Here is a 16,473-nt window from a genome sequence, read left to right on the forward strand (position 1 = left end):
GGAATATTTATCAGCGCTATTGTTCGGATAGTATCATTACTAACCAATATGCAGATGCAGCAGCGAGGGGATCTGCGAGAGCAGCCACAACAACAGGCCGATGGTTCCCCCCACCAGGGTACCGTTGATGCGGATGAACTGCAGATCTTTACCGATATTGAGCTCGATCTGCCGCGACATATCGCGGGCGTCCCAGCTCTTCACTGTGTCGCTGATATGGCGGGTGAGGAAGGCGGCGAACTCCGGCGCCACCCGGTGCGCCGCCTGCTCCAGGTGTTCGTTAAGCGATTCGCGCAGCGCGTCGTCGCGGAGTAAGGTTTCACCGAACCACTGCCCCGCCTCGGCGATACGCTGCTTAATACGTGAGTCGTCGCTGCTGATATCGTTTTTTACCCAGCCGCGCAGGTCGCCCCATACTTCGCCAAGATAGTGGTTAAAGGTCTCATCATTTTTTAGCCAGGCTTTGATGTTATCGGCCTTCTGCGCCATATCCGGGTCGGATTTCAGGTTATCGATAAGCTTTTGCACGGCGCGGTCAAAAGTCTGACGGATCTGATGCGTACGGTCGTGAGTCACCTCGTCCAGCAGGGTATTCACCGCGTCGGTGACCATCTCAGCGCTGTGCTCGCCGAGCCACTCGGTGGGTAGGAGTTTGGCCTTCAGCGGGTGTTCGGTCTCCAGCCAGTGTACGATGCCGCGGGCGATAAAGGCGCGGGAGCTGTCGCGCTGCAGCAGGGCAATCAGTTGGTTTATCAGCGAATCGAGCAGCTTTTGATGGCGATTGTCGCGGGTCAGTCCCTCCAGCATCATGGCGCTGGTCTGCGTCAGGTCGACCTTATCGATAGCCTTATGCACCGCGCGTCGCAGCAGACGTTGAATGCGCGCGTCATCGGTCAGTTCGAGAAAACCGCTCATCACCTGCAGCAGGTGCTGGCCGACCCGTCGGGCGTTCTCCGGCTGGCTGAACCAGTTGCCGAGCATCAGGGCTGGCTGATAGCGGCGGATCAGCGCGACCAGCGACGGGGTATCAAGGAACTTTTCCTCGACAAAGCGGCCGAGGTTGTCGGCGATGCGGTCTTTATTGCGAGGAATAATCGCCGTATGGCGGGCGACAAAGGGCAGCGGAATACGGCGAAACAGAGCCACGACCGCAAACCAGTCGGCCAGCGCCCCGACCATCGCCGCTTCGGAAATAGCTTTTAGCGCACCGACCCAGGGCGACGGTGGTAGCGCGAGGGTAGTGATAAAAATGGCGGCTGCAATCAGCAGCAGCGACAGCGCCAGCAGTTTGGCGCGTTTCAGTTCAGCGAGTTTTTCCATATGCTTAAGCATATAGCCTGACGGCGAGGTCGTGCAAAAATCGCCAGATAATCCCCAGGCCGAAGAGCATCAGGATCGCCCCCGCCGCCCGCTCGACTCGCCAGACGATGGCGCCCAGGCGGCGCTGTATCTGTGGCAGCGCAATCGCGCTCACCAGCAGTAAATCCCAGAAGAACACCACGCTGACCATCCACAGCCCGCTCACCGTTTGCTGAAGCAGGGTCACAGCCGGCCCGAGCAGGGAAGTCATCAGCGCCAGATAAAACAGGGCGTTTTTGGGGTTGAGCAGCGATGACCCCAGCCCCAGCAGCAGCTGCCTGCCGAACCCCGGACGCGCTGCGCGAACGCTCTCCATCGCCAGCGTCGCGGGACGGCTGCGTATCAGCAGGCTGCCAATCCACAATAAATAGCCCGCCCCCAGCAGCTCGATGAGCAAAAAAAGCAGCGGCGCCTGGCGCAGAAGCCCCCAGCCGACGATGGCGAGCACAATATACAGCGCATTGCCTGCGGCGATGCCGAGACACAATCCGATGCTGCCGCGGATCCGGTAGCGCACGGCGTAGCCGATCAGCAGAAAAAAATCAGGGCCCGGACTGAGCAGAGCGACAAAGTGGGACAGGGCTAGCGCCGGGAAGACGGCGGGAAAGAGCGTCGATAAGGTATGCATAGTGGCCTCGATAATGGTGCAGAGGCCACCCTACGCCAGGTGGCGTATTACTTATTGTCAGATATTGATCTGCTTTGCGCATACTGCCGCGGCGTGGCGGCGGTATAGCTGACAAAGGTTTTATGGAAATGGCTCTGATCGGCAAAGCCAGCCTGATAGCCAACGTCGGCGATAGGATCCCCGGCGCGTAAGCGCGTTTTCGCATATTCGATGCGCGCCATGTTGATCAAACTGGCAGGCGTCAGGCCGGTATCTTGTTTCACGGCGCGGATAACGGTCTCTTTACGAAGCGCGCTGTCGTGGGCCAGCTTATCCAGCGACGGCGACGCCGGCAGATCCATCGCCAGGCGCTGAAACAGCAGGGCGCTGGCGTGATGTGGCGCCTGCGGCGCGGCGGCGCACAGCGGCAGCGCGTGCAGGAGTTGCGCCAGCCGGGCGGGCAGTTGTTCAAGGCTCCCGCGGTTCATCAGGGCGACAACCTGCTGGAAACTGGCAAAGAGAGGGCTGTCGCGCAGCAGCGGCTGCGGCGAGGTGATACTGGCGCCAGGGGGAATATCCGGGCGCTGCGCGCGGCACCATGTCGCGTCCAGGTAAAGCATGTGATAGCTGCGCGGCCTGCCATGCAGCGGATTACAGCTATGCGGCGCGTGCGGCGGGATCACGATCAGATCCCCGGGTTGCAGCAGGTACTCCTGGCCAGCGCACAGGCAGCGCGTTTCCCCCTCGATAATCGCCCCTACGGAAAGCTGGGGGTGGCTGTGGCGCTTATAGGCCCGGCGGCTGCGCCAGGTGCTGCGCAGCTCCAGCCACGGCAGACGATCGTCTCGCCAGAAGGTTTGGGGAATATCTCGGGTATGGTTCACTGCTTTGGCCTTTGCTGCGGGGATAAGCCGTTTATAGCATGCTGCGCCGAGGCTGTCGCCCGCCTGGATTTGCGTACCGCGTCGAAAAAGGATGTCACGCTTGCAGTCCGGGGAAATATGTTTTCGTAGCGGAATGTAAAATCCCGGTTTCCGGGGTGCCAGAGACATTCATGGGAGGTAGAGTCCCTGCAGGATAAGCAGGCAGGGATGAGCCGATGGCAAAGGGCACCACCTCGACGCCGCATGATGCGGTGTTTAAACAGTTCCTCACTCAGGCCGACACCGCGCGCGATTTTCTGGCGATCCATCTACCGCCTGCGCTGCGTCAGCGCTGCGACCTCGATACCTTACAGCTGGAATCGGCAAGCTTTATCGAGGAGAGCCTGCGGGCCTGGTACTCCGATGTGCTGTGGTCACTCAAAACCGCGTCTGGCGAGGGCTACATTTATGTGGTTATCGAACATCAGAGCTCGCCGGATGCGCAGATGGCCTTCCGCCTGATGCGCTACGCCATCGCCGCGATGCAGCGCCATCTTGATGGCGGTCATACAAAACTGCCGCTGGTGGTGCCGATGCTCTTCTATCACGGAGCGACCACGCCATACCCGTGGTCACTCAACTGGCTGGACTGTTTTGCCGATCCACAGCTGGCGAGTGAGCTTTATATCTCGCCCTTTCCGCTGGTGGATGTCACGGTGATCCCCGACGATGAGATCGTTCGCCACCGGCGCGTGGCATTACTCGAGCTGATACAGAAGCATATTCGCCAGCGCGATTTAATGGGCATTGTTGAGCAACTGACGACGATTTTACTTAGCGGGGACGCTAATGACAGACAGCTAAAAACGCTGTTTAATTATCTGCTGCAGACTGGCAACGCGCGCCGCTTTGGCCGGTTTATCCACGAAGTGGCGCAACGGGTTCCTCAGCACAGGGAGAGATTGATGACTATTGCTGAAAGATTACAGGAAGTGGGCCGCAGAAAAGGCAAGCGTGAAGGACAGCATGCCGAGGCGCTGCGCATCGCCCAGAGGATGCTGGACTACGGTATTGCCCGCGAGACGGTAGTGAAAATCACCGGCCTGGCCGCCGACGAGATCGCCGCGCTGGCGCATTGATAACGCCGGGGCGGCCTGACGGTCGCCCCGGTTAGCCTCGTTATGGAATATTCCGGATATACCTAACTTTACCCGCATCGCCAGCCATCTCGACTACCCTTAATATCCTTAACGGCATTTTTGACTGCCTTAGTAGCGATAACAAGGAGACATGCGATATGGCCTATCAGACGGTGAATCCTGCGAACAATCAGCTTATTAAAACGTACCCGGCGCACAGCGATGCGGACGTGGAGGCAGCGCTGCAGCAGGCGGATGCGCTCTACCATTCTGCTTGGGCAAAAGGCGATATTGAACCGCGGCTGGCGGTACTGCATAAGCTGGCGGATCTGATCGATAGCCGGGCGGAGGAGCTGGCAAAAATCGCCAGCCAGGAGATGGGGAAACTCATTAAGCAGAGCCGCGGCGAAGTGAAACTTTGCGCGCAGATCGCCCGCTATTACGCCGATAACGCCAAATCGTTCCTGGCGCCGGTGAAGTATCCCTCCGAACTGGGTGACGCCTGGGTTGAGCACCATCCTATTGGCGTCTTACTGGCGGTGGAGCCGTGGAACTTCCCCTATTACCAGCTGATGCGCGTCCTGGCGCCAAACCTGGCGGCCGGTAACCCGGTTATCGCCAAACACGCCAGCATTGTGCCGCACTGCGCGGAGACCTTTGCCCATCTGGTGCGTGAGGCCGGCGCTCCGGAGGGGGCGTGGACCAACCTGTTTATCTCCCAGGATCAGGTGGCGAAGATTATCGCCGACGATCGCGTGCAGGGCGCGGCGCTAACGGGGTCGGAGAAAGCCGGCAGCGTGGTGGCGGCGCAGGCGGCGAAGCATATTAAGAAATCAACGCTGGAACTGGGCGGCAATGATGTGTTTGTCGTGCTGGACGATGCCGACCTGGAGCGCGCGGTGAAAATCGGCGTCCAGGCGCGGCTGAACAACGCCGGCCAGGTGTGTACCGCTGCCAAGCGCTTTATCCTGCACGAAAATATCGCGGATGCGTTCCTGACAAAATTTAGCGAGGCGTTTCGCCAGGTGAAAATCGGCGATCCGCTGGATGAAAGCACCACGCTGGGGCCGCTCTCTTCCAAAGATGCGCTGCATACCCTAAGCAAACAGGTGGACGAGGCGGTGAAAAATGGCGCTAAGCTGCATCTGGGCGGCAAAGCGGTGGCTCGAGAAGGCAATTTCTTTGAACCCACCATTTTGACCGGTATCACCCGTGATAATCCGGCGTACTTCGAAGAGTTCTTTGGCCCGGTGGCGCAGATCTACGTGGTGAAAAACGATGAGGAGGCAATCCAGCTGGCCAATGATTCCCACTATGGTCTGGGCGGCGCGGTGTTCAGTCAGGATATCGAACGCGCCAAACGGATGGCCTCCGCCATTGAAACCGGAATGGTTTATATCAACTGGCTCACCGATACCGCGCCGGAGCTGCCGTTTGGCGGCGTGAAGCGTTCCGGTTACGGACGGGAGCTCTCCGATCTCGGCATCAAAGAGTTTGTGAACCAGAAGCTGGTGGTGGTGCGCCGCTAAGCCTATGACCCGGCCATAAAAAAACCTGCCATTCGGCAGGTTTTTTTATGGCTAATGCTCAGCGCACCTTAACTTTATCGCGGGGCGTTGATCATAATCAGAAGGTGACCCCGCCGCCCACATAGGCGCCATCAATCAGGGTGTGGTTCGGGCGACCCTCTTTACCGTCAACGCTCACATGGCGGTAACCCACTTTCAACGTCACTGGACCAATCGGAGACCAGCTCACGCCGCCGTTCGCTTCAACATAGTTTTTCACGCTGTTGTTCAGACCATCCGGCGCGACATACCCTTCGCCAAACACGTGGATGCTGTCGGTCAGGGCCACGTTCACCCCCCCGCCGACCGGAAACGCGACGCCGTTATCGCCTTTTTTCGGCCCGAGGTAGATGGCTTTCGCGCCGGCGTTGAGCATCACCGGGCCCACTTCCAGGTTGTAACCCGCGCCCACGCCGCCGGTCTGGCTACCATCATCGGTATTCTTCAGCCAGTGGCTTTCGGCGTACAGGCCAGAAGAGGATTTACCCATTTCCATATTCAGATTAGTGAAGTTTTTACCCTGTTCAACGGTAAACCCCACCGCCATGGCGGAACCAGAGACCGCGGTCAGGGCTGCAAGAATAAGGATGTTAAGCTTTCTCATGGTTTACTCCTCGTCAATAAAGTTGTCTGAGGGCACCTTAACAAGCGATGTTTACCTCTGCAAATGTGACTTGCGTCGATTTTTTATGCTGGTTTTGTCAGGAAGGTGTTTTGAAAATGTTGTAATGACGTTGGGTTACGGCGAGATCAATCATCAAATTTAGCCTGTTTAGCCGTGGTTTAATTGGTGGGCTAAACAGAAACTGAACAGAGCAGTCATTAATTATTAAGGGGCCTATTCATTCAGTTTCTTATAATTTCCAAAAATGTTTCTACTGTTACTTATTAAAACTTTGCTTTACATTTTTCGACGCGCTGCCGACGTTTGGTCCCTGTTTTTGACGAGGTCTCAGAGAGAAGGGGGCCTGCGCCTTAGGGCGCAGGCGGGCAGGTTAGCGTCGTAACCCGGCAAACGCCGCGCGAATTTCCTCTTCCGGCAACTGAATGCCGATAAACACCAGCGTGCTGTGCGGCGTTTCATCGCCCCACGGGCGATCCCAGTCGGCGCTGTAGAGGCGCTGCACGCCCTGGAACAGCAGGCGATTTGGCTCGCCGTCGATCCACAGCATGCCTTTATAACGCATCAATTGCTCGGCGAAGGAGAGCAGCAGATTTTCCATTACCCGTGAAACTTCACTGATATCCACCGGATAGTCGAGCTCGACCACAATCGACGAGACGTCATTCTGTTTTTCTGCCACAAAATGAAAGCGCGGTGTGGCGCTGACAACCTTCTCTTCCAGCATAAAACCGCTGGTGTTAAACAACTGGCTTAAATCGATATCGCCGTGAATGACGGTATAAATCGGCGCCCGCGCGTTAATGCGCGCCAGCCGTTCACGCAGCTTTTCGGTGTCGCCGGCGACGTCGGTTTTGGTTAACAGGATCCGGTCCGCGTAGCCGACCTGCGACTGGGCGATGGTGAACTGATCCATCTGCTGGTCGGCATGGACGGCGTCAACCAGGGCGATCACGCCGTCCAGCAGATAGCGCTCGCAGAGCACCTGATGGGAGAAAAAGGTCTGGATAATCGGCCCCGGGTCGGCCATGCCGGTGCATTCAATCACCAGCCGGTCAAACTCGATTTCGCCGCGATCGCGACTGTCGAGGAGATCGAGCAGGGCGTCTTCCAGTTCGTTGGAGCGTGTACAGCAGATACAGCCGTTGGTCAGGGTTTTAATCTGCGTGGCGCGGTCGCCGATGAGCTGATCGTCAACGGAGACTTCGCCGAATTCGTTTTCAATTACGGCGATTTTGAAACCGTGCTGCTCATTGAGGATATGGCGCAGGAGGGTGGTTTTTCCTGCGCCGAGAAAACCGGTGAGTAGGGTGACTGCAATCGGTGCCATTATTGCCTCCATTAACAGCAGCGTACGCCGCCTTTGCCGTCGCCGCCGTAGCGGGCCTGCTGGCGTTCGCGGAAGAATTCTTCATAAGTCATGTACGGCTGATCCGGATGGTTGGTTTGCATATGCGTGACGTAGTTGTCGTAATCCGGAATGCCAATCAGCATTTTTGCCGCCTGACCGAGATATTTTTTTGCCTGACCTAAGTTACCAAACATTATAAGTTCCAGATAACGAATAAAGCCGGATGGCGGCTAGCGCCATATCCGGCCTACGTTAATGCGCTTTTGGTAGGCCGGATACGCGTAGCGCTATCCGGCATCAGGGTTAATGATGTGACGAGGTCTTCACGCCGCCTTCCGGTACCGGCACATACGGAGTCTCTTTGTCGGTACGCACCTTATTGTTGCGGACATTGAGCCAGGTTTTGATGCCGTAGAAGATGATGCTATACACCACCACCAGGAACAGAATACTCAGGCCGGCGTTGGTGTAGTTGTTGACCACGATATGGTTCATGTTGGCGATCTGCTGCGCGGTCAGCTCGCCGCCGGCGGCAATCTTCTCTTTATACTGCTGAGCCATAAAGAAGAAGCCTTCCATCTGCGGGTTGCTGCTGAACAGCTTCAGGCCCAGCGCCCAGGTGGTGCACAGCAGCAGCCATGCCGCCGGGATAACGGTGACCCAGATATATTTGGTGCGCTGCATCTTGACCAGCACCACGGTGCCAAGCACCAGCGCCACGGCGGCCAGCATCTGGTTAGAGATCCCGAACAGCGGCCACAGGCTCTTCACGCCGCCCAGCGGGTCGACCACGCCCTGATACAGCAGGTAGCCCCACAGCCCGACGCAGCCGGCGGTACCGATAATCCCGGCGACCAGCGAGTCGGTTTTTTTCAGGAACGGCACGAAGTTACCCAACAGATCCTGCAGCATAAAGCGGCCTGCGCGGGTACCCGCATCCAGCGCGGTGAGGATAAACAGCGCTTCAAACAGGATACCGAAGTGGTACCAGAAGCCCATATCCGCCATCGGGATGATTTTATGGAATACGTGGGCGATACCGACGGCCAGCGTCGGCGCACCGCCAGCGCGGTTCAGTACCGAAGGTTCGCCGATATCTTTCGCCGTCTGCAGGATCTGCTCAGGTGAAATCACAAAGCCCCAGGAGCTGACGGTCGCCGCCGCGTGGACGGTCACTTCTTTCAACTGCGCTGCAATCATCGCCGCGTTCTCACCGCCCATTTCATGCAGGTTCGGCATGACGATGCCCAGGCCTGCCGGCGGGGTGTTCATCGCGAAATAAAGGCCCGGTTCGATAATCGAGGCGGCGACCAGCGCCATGACTGCAACAAAGGATTCCATCAGCATCGCGCCGTAGCCGATAAAGCGGGCATCGGTTTCGTTGGCCAGCAGCTTCGGCGTGGTGCCGGAAGCGATCAGCGCATGGAAACCGGAGACCGCGCCGCAGGCGATGGTGATAAACAGGAACGGGAACAGCGCGCCTTTCCACAGCGGGCCGGTACCATCAATGTACTGGGTCACTGCCGGCATTTTCAGGTCCGGGTTGAGGATAACGATCCCCAGCGCCAGGCCGACGATTACGCCGATTTTCAGGAAGGTGGCCAGATAATCGCGCGGCGCCAGAATCAGCCATACCGGCAGCAGCGCGGAAATGAACGCGTAGCCAATCAGGGTAAAGGTGATAGTGGTATCTTTAAAGGTCAACGCCGGGCCCCAGTACGGGTCGTGGGCAATCACGCCGCCGAACCAGATAGAGGCCACCAGCAGCACGATACCGATAACCGACACTTCACCGACGCGGCCTGGGCGCAGGAAGCGCATGTAGATCCCCATAAACAGGGCGATAGGCACCGTCGAGCAGACGGTAAACACGCCCCACGGGCTTTCCGCCAGCGCTTTCACCACGATGAGCGCCAGCACCGCGAGGATGATGATCATAATCAGGAAGCAGCCGAACAGGGCGATAGAGCCCGGAACCGGCCCCATCTCCTGTTTAATCATCTCGCCCAGCGAGGCGCCGTTACGCCGCGAGGAGATAAACAGCACCATGAAGTCCTGTACCGCGCCCGCCAGCACCACGCCGGCCAGCAGCCACAGGGTACCCGGCAGATAACCCATTTGCGCGGCCAGTACCGGGCCGACCAGCGGGCCGGCGCCGGCGATCGCGGCAAAGTGGTGGCCAAACAGCACGTAGCGGTTGGTTGGCACATAGTTCAGGCCATCGTTATTAATGACCGCCGGCGTGGAGCGCGTCGGGTCAAGCTTCATCACCTTCTGCGCGATGTACAGGCTGTAATAACGGTAGGCGACGAGGTACACAGAAACCGATGCGACGACGATCCACAGGGCGCTGACGTGCTCACCGCGGCGCAGGGCGACGACTGAGAGGCAAAATGCCCCGATGATTCCGAGAATCACCCAGGGTATGTGCTTGAATAGTTTTTTGGTATCCATAGTAAAACCTGGCGTTAATTAGATGAATAATTGGCCGAAGCCGTCTGGTTTTAAGTAAGGGTTGATGGAGGTATTGATTAGCTAGGCTGCCTCCGATCTTGCCAGAACAGCGCGCGCGTAAAGTTGGGTAAATCGGTGAGTGGTTGTATAGGGGGTTAAGCGGTTACTTGCGGGGGTAAGCGGTTAGATATGAGTACGAGAGCGCGTAAATGTGTGATTAAGCTCACAATATTATTCTGCGCATCTCAAAGATATGCTTTCAAACTGAGGATAACGATTTTTATCACCCGCAGATCACTATCTTTATTTCAAGTAGAGGTATTTTGATATTATGCTGACTTTGTCATGTCGTATGGATAGCGTTTAACAAAGGGAATTCGAGTTATGAAATTTGTAAAGATAATGATCATCGCCAGTGCTTTTTACTTAACATATGCTCATGCAAGAGAGATACATCAGGCTGTTGATGAGCCGGCAGCCCCTTATAATTTGCGCTGGGGGATGAGTTACGATGAGGCCAGAAACACGCCTTTATATTCTCTGGAGGTATCAGATATCAATTATGCCGGAAAAGACCCGGATCTGATTATCTCAACGCTGACTCCCCAGGAAGTGGGGGCGTTGAAATATCAGGAGATGAAGCTTTATTTCGATAAGAATAAAGGGCTGAAAAGTGTTTTTGTTAGCGCTGATGTTGATTCCAGTCAGCAGGCCTATAAAGTTGATGATGGCCGGGAAGCACTCGCCTTATATAATGAGGAAGTTAAGGTTCTTGATCGAGAATATGGGCCAGCGACAATCAAAGAAGAGTTCATTGCAGAAAAAGGGAAATTCTATCAAAGTCTTTCCGCCTGCATTGCAAAACAGCAGGAGTGGTATAATAAAAGATTAGATCTGAATAAAATAACAAATTGTTCAACCTGGCAACGTACTTATAAAAAAGGTCGGGTAACCGTTTTGCTATACATCGAACCGAGACAAGTTTCCAAACATTATATTTATAAATAAATTAAAGGACTTAACGGTGAGAATGTATAAGATTTTTTTTAGAATTATTGCCATGGTCATTATGGTTATGATCCTTTCTGATTGTCGTCAGTCGTATTATATTGCCAGAAATACGGGGCGCAATATAATGACCTTATCCGACCATCAGCGCGCTAAATCGGCGTTAAACGCTAACGATTTAAATGCAGCTCAGGGCTACCTGACGGGAGAAAAATACAATAATCGCTACAGGCCTGTTAGCGGTGAGGAATCCTGGGGAAGTTTACAATATCGGGCGGCGAAAATCGTCGCCAACGCCGCGGCGAACGGTCAAAAAGTGCGTGATGATGCGCTCTATCTCGCTTATATCTCTTTGTTTGAAGCAGAAGAGGGAGTGCCCGAACATCCCGATATTATGTTGGGTTACATGCATAAAGCCATGGCGCTACTGTTAGCGAATCCGCAATTACTCGATAAAATCGATTCTAAAAATGTCAGTACTTTACCCAGCCAGTTTACCCTTGAACGCTATGCTGTATGGCAATATTTATACGATGGCGGCGAGATTGACTGGACCAAAAAAGCGCCTGAAGGTGAAGGTTATACAATTGCTGGTGAAAGCTATCAGACCTGGAATATCAAGTTAAAAAAAGCTATCTGGAATCGGGGAGACGCTTTTTTAACAAATATAGGTAAACAACAATTTATTCATGACGCTATAGATTATTCGCAATTCCCGGTTATTGCCTGTACCGCCAGGCGAAAAGGCTGGCACTTAACATTACCTGCTGACTACCGGGAACAAAATTTCCGCGGCGGTGGACGTTTTGATTGGGCTTCATGTCGCGCTGTTGAATAAGGTTGGCGGGTGAGATGACGCATATTAAGCGCCAGGTTTACGTATCGGGCGATAAGTAAACCTGGGCGCGGATTTTAGACTGCCACTTCCATTTCCATCATCACCGGGTGGAAACGGCGTTTAAAGTAAATCAGGCCGTGCCCTTGCGGGCTCAGGGTAATATTGCGGATCTCCACCAGATACACCAGGTGGGTACCAATGGTTTGCACCTGACTAATTTCGCCTTCGAGGCTGGCCAGCGAGCCCTTCAGCACCGGCTGCCCGAGCGCGCCCTGCTGCCAGCCGCTGAGGGCAAACCGCTCTTCCATCGTCACCCCGGTCATCCCGGCGAAATGACGGGCCATGATTTCCTGTTCGTGGTTCAGCACGTTGATGCACAACTTGCCGTTGCCCTGAAACACCGGGTTCATCGCGCTGTTGGCGTTGATACACACCATCACCGATGGCGGCGTATCCGTCACCGAGCATACCGCCGTGGCGGTAATGCCGCAGCGGCCGGCTTCGCCCGCGGTGGTGACAACGTTAACCGCAGCCGACAGGCTGGCCATGGCATCGCGAAAACGCAGGCGTTGTTCATCTAATTGCATTATGACCTCCCGCTGCGAATTACTTCAGCAGCTTATCCAACATGTTGATATCAGCATTATTGTGCAGATGCGGCACCGTCCAGCCGTTCTGGTCGTACTCGGACAGGCAGCGGTCGACCATCGCCATCATTTTGTCCATATTGCCGGAGCTCTGCGCCTGGCGCAGACACTGCAGGCGAATTTCATCCTGGCTACCGGAGTAGTTGATCTCATACAGTTCATGGCGGCCGCCGAATTCGCTGCCGATGGCGTCCCACATCAGTTTGAGGATTTTGATACGTTCAACGTGGTCCATACCGTTGGAGCCGCGCACGTACTTCGCCAGATACTGGTCGATCTGCGGGTTGTTCAGATCGCGGGCGCTGGATGGAAGATAAATCAGGCCGCTGGTGACGTTGCGCTCGATGATGTTCTTGATCTTGGCGTAGGCCATCGGGGCCATCACGCGATAGGTCTGCAGCGCGGCGTGATCCGGCAGCCATGCGCCGTTGACCCACGGCGTCGCTTCCGAGCACATGGAATCGCTCAGCGCCCAGAACATGTTGCGCCACGCCACCACTTCGCCAAGGTCGGCCTGCACGCCGCGGAATTCGAGGGTGCCGGTACATTCCAGAGAACGCTTCAGCAGGGCAGTGATAAAGTCCAGTTTGACCGCCAGACGCACGCAGGCCTGCAGGGGGTACATGCGGGCAAAACCGCCTTCCATGGTCCAGCGACGGCAGCGGTCAAAGTCGCGATAAATTAGTACGTTCTCCCATGGGATCAGCACCTTATCCATTACCAGAATCGCGTCGTTCTCGTCGAAACGGCTGGAAAGCGGATAGTCGTACGGCGATCCGGTCGCGCCGGCGACCATCTCATAGGAGGCGCGGGAGATAAGCTTGACGCCTTCGGCATCCATCGGCGCGACGAACATCAGCGCGAAGTCCGGGTTCTCGCCCATCACCTGTGCGGAGCCGAAGCCGATCATGTTGTAGTGGGTCAGCGCCGAGTTGGTGGCGACCACTTTCGCGCCGCTGACGATGATCCCGGCATCTGTCTCTTTTTCCAGCTTGATGTAGACATCCTTCACTTCATCAGCTGGCTTGTGGCGGTCAATCGGCGGGTTGACGATAGCGTGGTTAAAGTACAGGCCGGTTTCCTGAATGCGGGTGTACCAGTTGCGGGCGTTCTGCTCGAACTGGCCGTAAAACGCCGGGTTGGCGCCCAGCGCGCAGCCGAAGGCGGCTTTGTAGTCTGGGGTGCGGCCCATCCAGCCGTAGCTTAAGCGCGACCATTCGGCGATGGCGTCGCGCTGCTGGCGCAGATCGTCGGCGCTTTTCGCCACGCGGAAGAATTTATGGGTGTAGCCGCCGCTGCCGGTATCGGTGCCCCAGCACAGGGAATCCTGCATCTCCGGTTTGTGCAGCGCATCGTACAGCTGAGCGACGGAGGCCGCGGCATTACGGAAGGCCGGATGCGTGGTGACGTCTTTCACGCGCTCGCCGTAGATATAAATTTCGCGGCCATCCTGCAGGCTTTTTAAATACTCTTCGCCAGTTAACGGGCGTTTCGCGTCGGCGCGGAAATCTTCAGGTTTCATAGGGGCCTCTTCAGTATTTATCGGAATAATGATGTTAAATATATGTTTTGTTTTTGTTGTTTAATTGAAGCGGTTATGGTGCTTGTCGTGAAGGGACGTTTGCGACAACGGCGGGTACTTTTCAGGCGGGAGTGAATTTTGTGATCTCTGCAACTTTTACCGGCTGGCGCGGCGCTGACCCGCCCTACGGTCTGTAGCCCAGGCAAGCGCAGCGCCGCCGGGGTATTACGACACCGGTACTTTTTGCGCCCGGTAGCTGCTGGGCGAGCAGCCGACCTGGCGGCTAAAAAAGCGCGCAAAATAGGCGGGGTCTTTAAACCCCAGCTGCCAGGCAATCTCATTGACCGCGCTATCGGAAAACAGCAGCAGGCGCTTCGCCTCGCGCAGCTGGCGGTCGAATATCAGCCGCTTCGGCGAACGGTTGGCGAAGCGGCGGCAGATGTCGGTCAACCGCGATTCGGTCAGATGCAGCTCCCTGGCGTAATCCGGTACCGTCCAGTGCTGATGGTAGTGGCTGTCGATCATCTGGTTAAAGCGCTGGAATAGCTTCAGCTCGCCGCGCATCCCGCTGGCGGCGTGATCGTCGAGCTTTGCGTTACGCAGCAGCAGGGTAAAGACCGCCTGCGCCAGTAGCGCCAGGGTATGCTCCCGCCCCGGCAACTGGGCGGTAGATTCCCGGCGAATCAGCTGCCAGTAGTGGGCCAGCGCCGCCAGCTCGTCGGGTTTATCCGCCAGCGACAGGCAGATCCCCGGCAGGCCGAAGGTCTCCCGCGTGCCGGGATAAAGTACCTCCAGCAGCGGCCAGATCAGCTCCTCATGGACCGTCAACACATGGCCATCGCTATCGGACTCGGTAATAAAAGCGTGCGGTACCGAGGGCGCCGTTATCACAAACAGCGGCGCCTGCACCGAATAGCGATGGTCATCAAGCTGCAGCTCAATCTGTCCGGTATCAAGGTAGTGCATCTGGAAATAGCGGTCGTGGCGATGCGCCTGCATGTCGCGGCCAAAAAAGGCCGCCATGCGGGAGAACGACTGGTAGTGCACCTCTTCGGTACCCAGACTCTCGTCGTAATCTTTATTGATGTCGATGTTGGCGATGGAATGCTGGCACATACCCGCTCCTTAGTGGCCTTTTTGCGCCGCTAAGCCCGGCGCGGCGGCGGCGTCCTCACGCTGGCTCATTGGAATGCGGGTAAGCACCAGCGCGCCGACGATCAGTAATCCGGCGACAAACCACAGCCCGGAGCTAAAGCTGCCGGTGGTATCGCGCAAAATGCCGATCAACAGCGGGCTGACGGCAGAGCCGACGTTGCCGATAGCGTTGATCACCGCCAGCGCCACCGCGCGCGACTGCAGGCTGATCACCCGATCCGGGGTGGTCCAGAAAATGGCCATCGCGGTAAAGGATCCCACAGAAGCCATAATAATGCCGATCAGTTGGATCAGGCTGTGGTGCGTTGCCGAAGCCAGCAGCCAACCCGCCGCGGCGAACAGGTAGGGCAGGATGGTATGCATCTTGCGCTCTTTGCGGCGGTCGGATCGGCGGCTCCACCAGATCATGCCGAAAATAGTGCAGAACTGCGGGATCGCCGCCAGCAGGCCAATCATGATGTTGCTGCTGCCGGTGTTGAAGCTCTGTAGGATCTGCGGCGTCCAGATATTAATGGCGCTGAGGGTATTGGTCAGGCAGAAGTAGGCGAGGGTATACATCAGCACCGCTGGCGTCAGTACTTCGCGCAGCGTGGAACGCGGCGAAGCCGGGACGATCGCCGCATGTTCCAGTTCGCGATCGATCATCGCCTTCAGCGCCTGTTTCTCTTCGTTATCCAGCCAGTTGGCTTTATCCGGCGTGTCGTTGAGGAAGAACCAGGTGACGACGCCGAGCACCACCGACGGCAGGCCTTCCAGCAGAAATAGCCATTGCCAGCCTTTCAGGTTCCACAGGCCGTCGAGCGCCAGAATATAGCCGGAAAGTATCGAGCCGAGCATCATGGTCACCGGCATGGCGATCATAAACAGGGCGTTGGCGCGGGCGCGATGGTAGGCCGGGAACCACCAGGTCAGATAGACGAGGATCCCCGGCAGAAAACCAGCCTCGGCGATGCCGACCAGCATGCGCAGGATGTACAGCGTATGCGGGCTGGTGGCGAACATGGTGCAGGTCGAGGCGATCCCCCAGACCACCATGATCCCGGCGATCCAGCGGCGCGCGCCAACTTTCGCCAGCATGATATTGCTGGGGATCCCGCACAGCACGTAGGTGACGTAGAACAGCGTCGCCGCCAGGCCGAACATGGTGGAGGTCAGGCCGAGATCTTTACCCATCGTCAGACCGGCGAAGCCGATATTAATGCGATCCAAAAATGAGAAAACAAAGAGAACAAACAGGAAGGTAATCAGGCGGCGGAACAGCTTTTTGATCACCCGGTTTTCTACTTCAACGGCTTTATTATCATTGTGTTGCAGGGTAGAGGTAGTCATGTTGCGCTCCA

General features: G+C 56.5%; 15 protein-coding genes. 4 read left to right on the forward strand and 11 right to left on the reverse strand.

The window, feature by feature from the left end:
- Positions 1 to 39: 39 nt before the first annotated feature.
- Genes KHQ26_RS08975 through KHQ26_RS08985 form a run of 3 tightly spaced genes read right to left on the reverse strand, consistent with a single transcriptional unit; the run spans position 40 to position 2,850 of the window.
- The gene (locus KHQ26_RS08975; protein ID WP_004146918.1) at positions 40 to 1,332 is read right to left on the reverse strand and encodes a DUF445 domain-containing protein; all 1,293 of its coding nucleotides are present in this window, start codon (positions 1,330 to 1,332) and stop codon (positions 40 to 42) included.
- Positions 1,325 to 1,987: a LysE family translocator gene (locus KHQ26_RS08980; RefSeq protein WP_020805198.1), complete on the reverse strand. Its 663-nt coding sequence runs from the start codon at positions 1,985 to 1,987 to the stop codon at positions 1,325 to 1,327. The genes KHQ26_RS08975 and KHQ26_RS08980 overlap by 8 nt, the downstream gene beginning before the upstream one ends.
- Before the next feature lie 47 nt (positions 1,988 to 2,034).
- A complete protein-coding gene (locus KHQ26_RS08985; RefSeq protein WP_029496947.1) occupies positions 2,035 to 2,850 on the reverse strand; it encodes an AraC family transcriptional regulator in 816 nt (271 codons plus the stop codon).
- 215 nt (positions 2,851 to 3,065) lie between these two features.
- On the opposite strand from KHQ26_RS08985, the gene KHQ26_RS08990 reads away from it, so the two are divergent.
- Both KHQ26_RS08990 and KHQ26_RS08995 read left to right on the forward strand, forming a co-directional pair.
- Complete coding sequence (locus KHQ26_RS08990) at positions 3,066 to 3,968, forward strand: Rpn family recombination-promoting nuclease/putative transposase (protein ID WP_020805202.1); 903 nt, start codon at positions 3,066 to 3,068, stop codon at positions 3,966 to 3,968.
- Between the two features lie 158 nt (positions 3,969 to 4,126).
- Entirely contained in the window at positions 4,127 to 5,497 is a 1,371-nt protein-coding gene (locus KHQ26_RS08995; protein ID WP_029496946.1) for an NAD-dependent succinate-semialdehyde dehydrogenase, read from the forward strand.
- 97 nt (positions 5,498 to 5,594) lie between these two features.
- Here the strand turns inward: KHQ26_RS08995 and KHQ26_RS09000 are convergent, their stop codons facing one another.
- From KHQ26_RS09000 to KHQ26_RS09015, 4 genes are all read right to left on the reverse strand, one after another.
- Positions 5,595 to 6,140 (reverse strand): YfaZ family outer membrane protein, encoded by a 546-nt coding sequence (locus tag KHQ26_RS09000; RefSeq protein WP_004177540.1) that lies wholly within the window; start codon positions 6,138 to 6,140, stop codon positions 5,595 to 5,597.
- A 391-nt stretch (positions 6,141 to 6,531) separates the two neighbouring features.
- Positions 6,532 to 7,488, reverse strand: a complete 957-nt coding sequence (gene yjiA, locus KHQ26_RS09005; RefSeq protein WP_002887442.1) for a GTPase — start codon at positions 7,486 to 7,488, stop codon at positions 6,532 to 6,534.
- Positions 7,489 to 7,499: 11 nt separating this feature from the next.
- A complete protein-coding gene (locus KHQ26_RS09010; protein ID WP_002887451.1) occupies positions 7,500 to 7,703 on the reverse strand; it encodes a YbdD/YjiX family protein in 204 nt (67 codons plus the stop codon).
- Positions 7,704 to 7,812: 109 nt separating this feature from the next.
- The gene (locus KHQ26_RS09015; protein ID WP_002887454.1) at positions 7,813 to 9,963 is read right to left on the reverse strand and encodes a carbon starvation protein; all 2,151 of its coding nucleotides are present in this window, start codon (positions 9,961 to 9,963) and stop codon (positions 7,813 to 7,815) included.
- Positions 9,964 to 10,347: 384 nt separating this feature from the next.
- Between KHQ26_RS09015 and KHQ26_RS09020 the strand changes: the two genes are divergently transcribed.
- Positions 10,348 to 10,971: a hypothetical protein gene (locus tag KHQ26_RS09020; RefSeq protein WP_009485366.1), complete on the forward strand. Its 624-nt coding sequence runs from the start codon at positions 10,348 to 10,350 to the stop codon at positions 10,969 to 10,971.
- Positions 10,972 to 11,098: 127 nt separating this feature from the next.
- Positions 11,099 to 11,809: an ascBF operon repressor gene (locus KHQ26_RS09025; RefSeq protein WP_002887465.1), complete on the forward strand. Its 711-nt coding sequence runs from the start codon at positions 11,099 to 11,101 to the stop codon at positions 11,807 to 11,809.
- Between the two features lie 74 nt (positions 11,810 to 11,883).
- Here the strand turns inward: KHQ26_RS09025 and KHQ26_RS09030 are convergent, their stop codons facing one another.
- The 4 genes from KHQ26_RS09030 to hpaX form a co-directional block, all read right to left on the reverse strand.
- Positions 11,884 to 12,396, reverse strand: a complete 513-nt coding sequence (locus KHQ26_RS09030) for a 4-hydroxyphenylacetate 3-monooxygenase reductase subunit (RefSeq protein ID WP_002887467.1) — start codon at positions 12,394 to 12,396, stop codon at positions 11,884 to 11,886.
- 19 nt (positions 12,397 to 12,415) lie between these two features.
- Positions 12,416 to 13,978 (reverse strand): 4-hydroxyphenylacetate 3-monooxygenase, oxygenase component, encoded by a 1,563-nt coding sequence (gene hpaB, locus KHQ26_RS09035; RefSeq protein WP_002887473.1) that lies wholly within the window; start codon positions 13,976 to 13,978, stop codon positions 12,416 to 12,418.
- A 225-nt stretch (positions 13,979 to 14,203) separates the two neighbouring features.
- Positions 14,204 to 15,094, reverse strand: a complete 891-nt coding sequence (hpaA, locus tag KHQ26_RS09040) for a 4-hydroxyphenylacetate catabolism regulatory protein HpaA (protein ID WP_016530625.1) — start codon at positions 15,092 to 15,094, stop codon at positions 14,204 to 14,206.
- Positions 15,095 to 15,103: 9 nt separating this feature from the next.
- Positions 15,104 to 16,462 (reverse strand): 4-hydroxyphenylacetate permease, encoded by a 1,359-nt coding sequence (gene hpaX, locus KHQ26_RS09045; protein WP_211777879.1) that lies wholly within the window; start codon positions 16,460 to 16,462, stop codon positions 15,104 to 15,106.
- Positions 16,463 to 16,473 lie beyond the last annotated feature (11 nt).

It is taken from the genome of Klebsiella sp. 10 (genome assembly GCF_018223925.1).
Classification (GTDB): domain Bacteria; phylum Pseudomonadota; class Gammaproteobacteria; order Enterobacterales; family Enterobacteriaceae; genus Klebsiella; species Klebsiella pneumoniae.

Coding starts and splice junctions, on each gene's coding strand:
- KHQ26_RS08975 (WP_004146918.1), bottom strand. CDS start 1,332: ATGCTTAAGCATATGGAAAAACTCGCTGAACTGAAACGCGCCAAACTG.
- KHQ26_RS08980 (WP_020805198.1), bottom strand. CDS start 1,987: ATGCATACCTTATCGACGCTCTTTCCCGCCGTCTTCCCGGCGCTAGCC.
- KHQ26_RS08990 (WP_020805202.1), top strand. CDS start 3,066: ATGGCAAAGGGCACCACCTCGACGCCGCATGATGCGGTGTTTAAACAG.
- KHQ26_RS08995 (WP_029496946.1), top strand. CDS start 4,127: ATGGCCTATCAGACGGTGAATCCTGCGAACAATCAGCTTATTAAAACG.
- KHQ26_RS09000 (WP_004177540.1), bottom strand. CDS start 6,140: ATGAGAAAGCTTAACATCCTTATTCTTGCAGCCCTGACCGCGGTCTCT.
- yjiA (WP_002887442.1), bottom strand. CDS start 7,488: ATGGCACCGATTGCAGTCACCCTACTCACCGGTTTTCTCGGCGCAGGA.
- KHQ26_RS09010 (WP_002887451.1), bottom strand. CDS start 7,703: ATGTTTGGTAACTTAGGTCAGGCAAAAAAATATCTCGGTCAGGCGGCA.
- KHQ26_RS09015 (WP_002887454.1), bottom strand. CDS start 9,963: ATGGATACCAAAAAACTATTCAAGCACATACCCTGGGTGATTCTCGGA.
- KHQ26_RS09020 (WP_009485366.1), top strand. CDS start 10,348: ATGAAATTTGTAAAGATAATGATCATCGCCAGTGCTTTTTACTTAACA.
- KHQ26_RS09025 (WP_002887465.1), top strand. CDS start 11,099: ATGACCTTATCCGACCATCAGCGCGCTAAATCGGCGTTAAACGCTAAC.
- KHQ26_RS09030 (WP_002887467.1), bottom strand. CDS start 12,396: ATGCAATTAGATGAACAACGCCTGCGTTTTCGCGATGCCATGGCCAGC.
- hpaB (WP_002887473.1), bottom strand. CDS start 13,978: ATGAAACCTGAAGATTTCCGCGCCGACGCGAAACGCCCGTTAACTGGC.
- hpaA (WP_016530625.1), bottom strand. CDS start 15,094: ATGTGCCAGCATTCCATCGCCAACATCGACATCAATAAAGATTACGAC.
- hpaX (WP_211777879.1), bottom strand. CDS start 16,462: ATGACTACCTCTACCCTGCAACACAATGATAATAAAGCCGTTGAAGTA.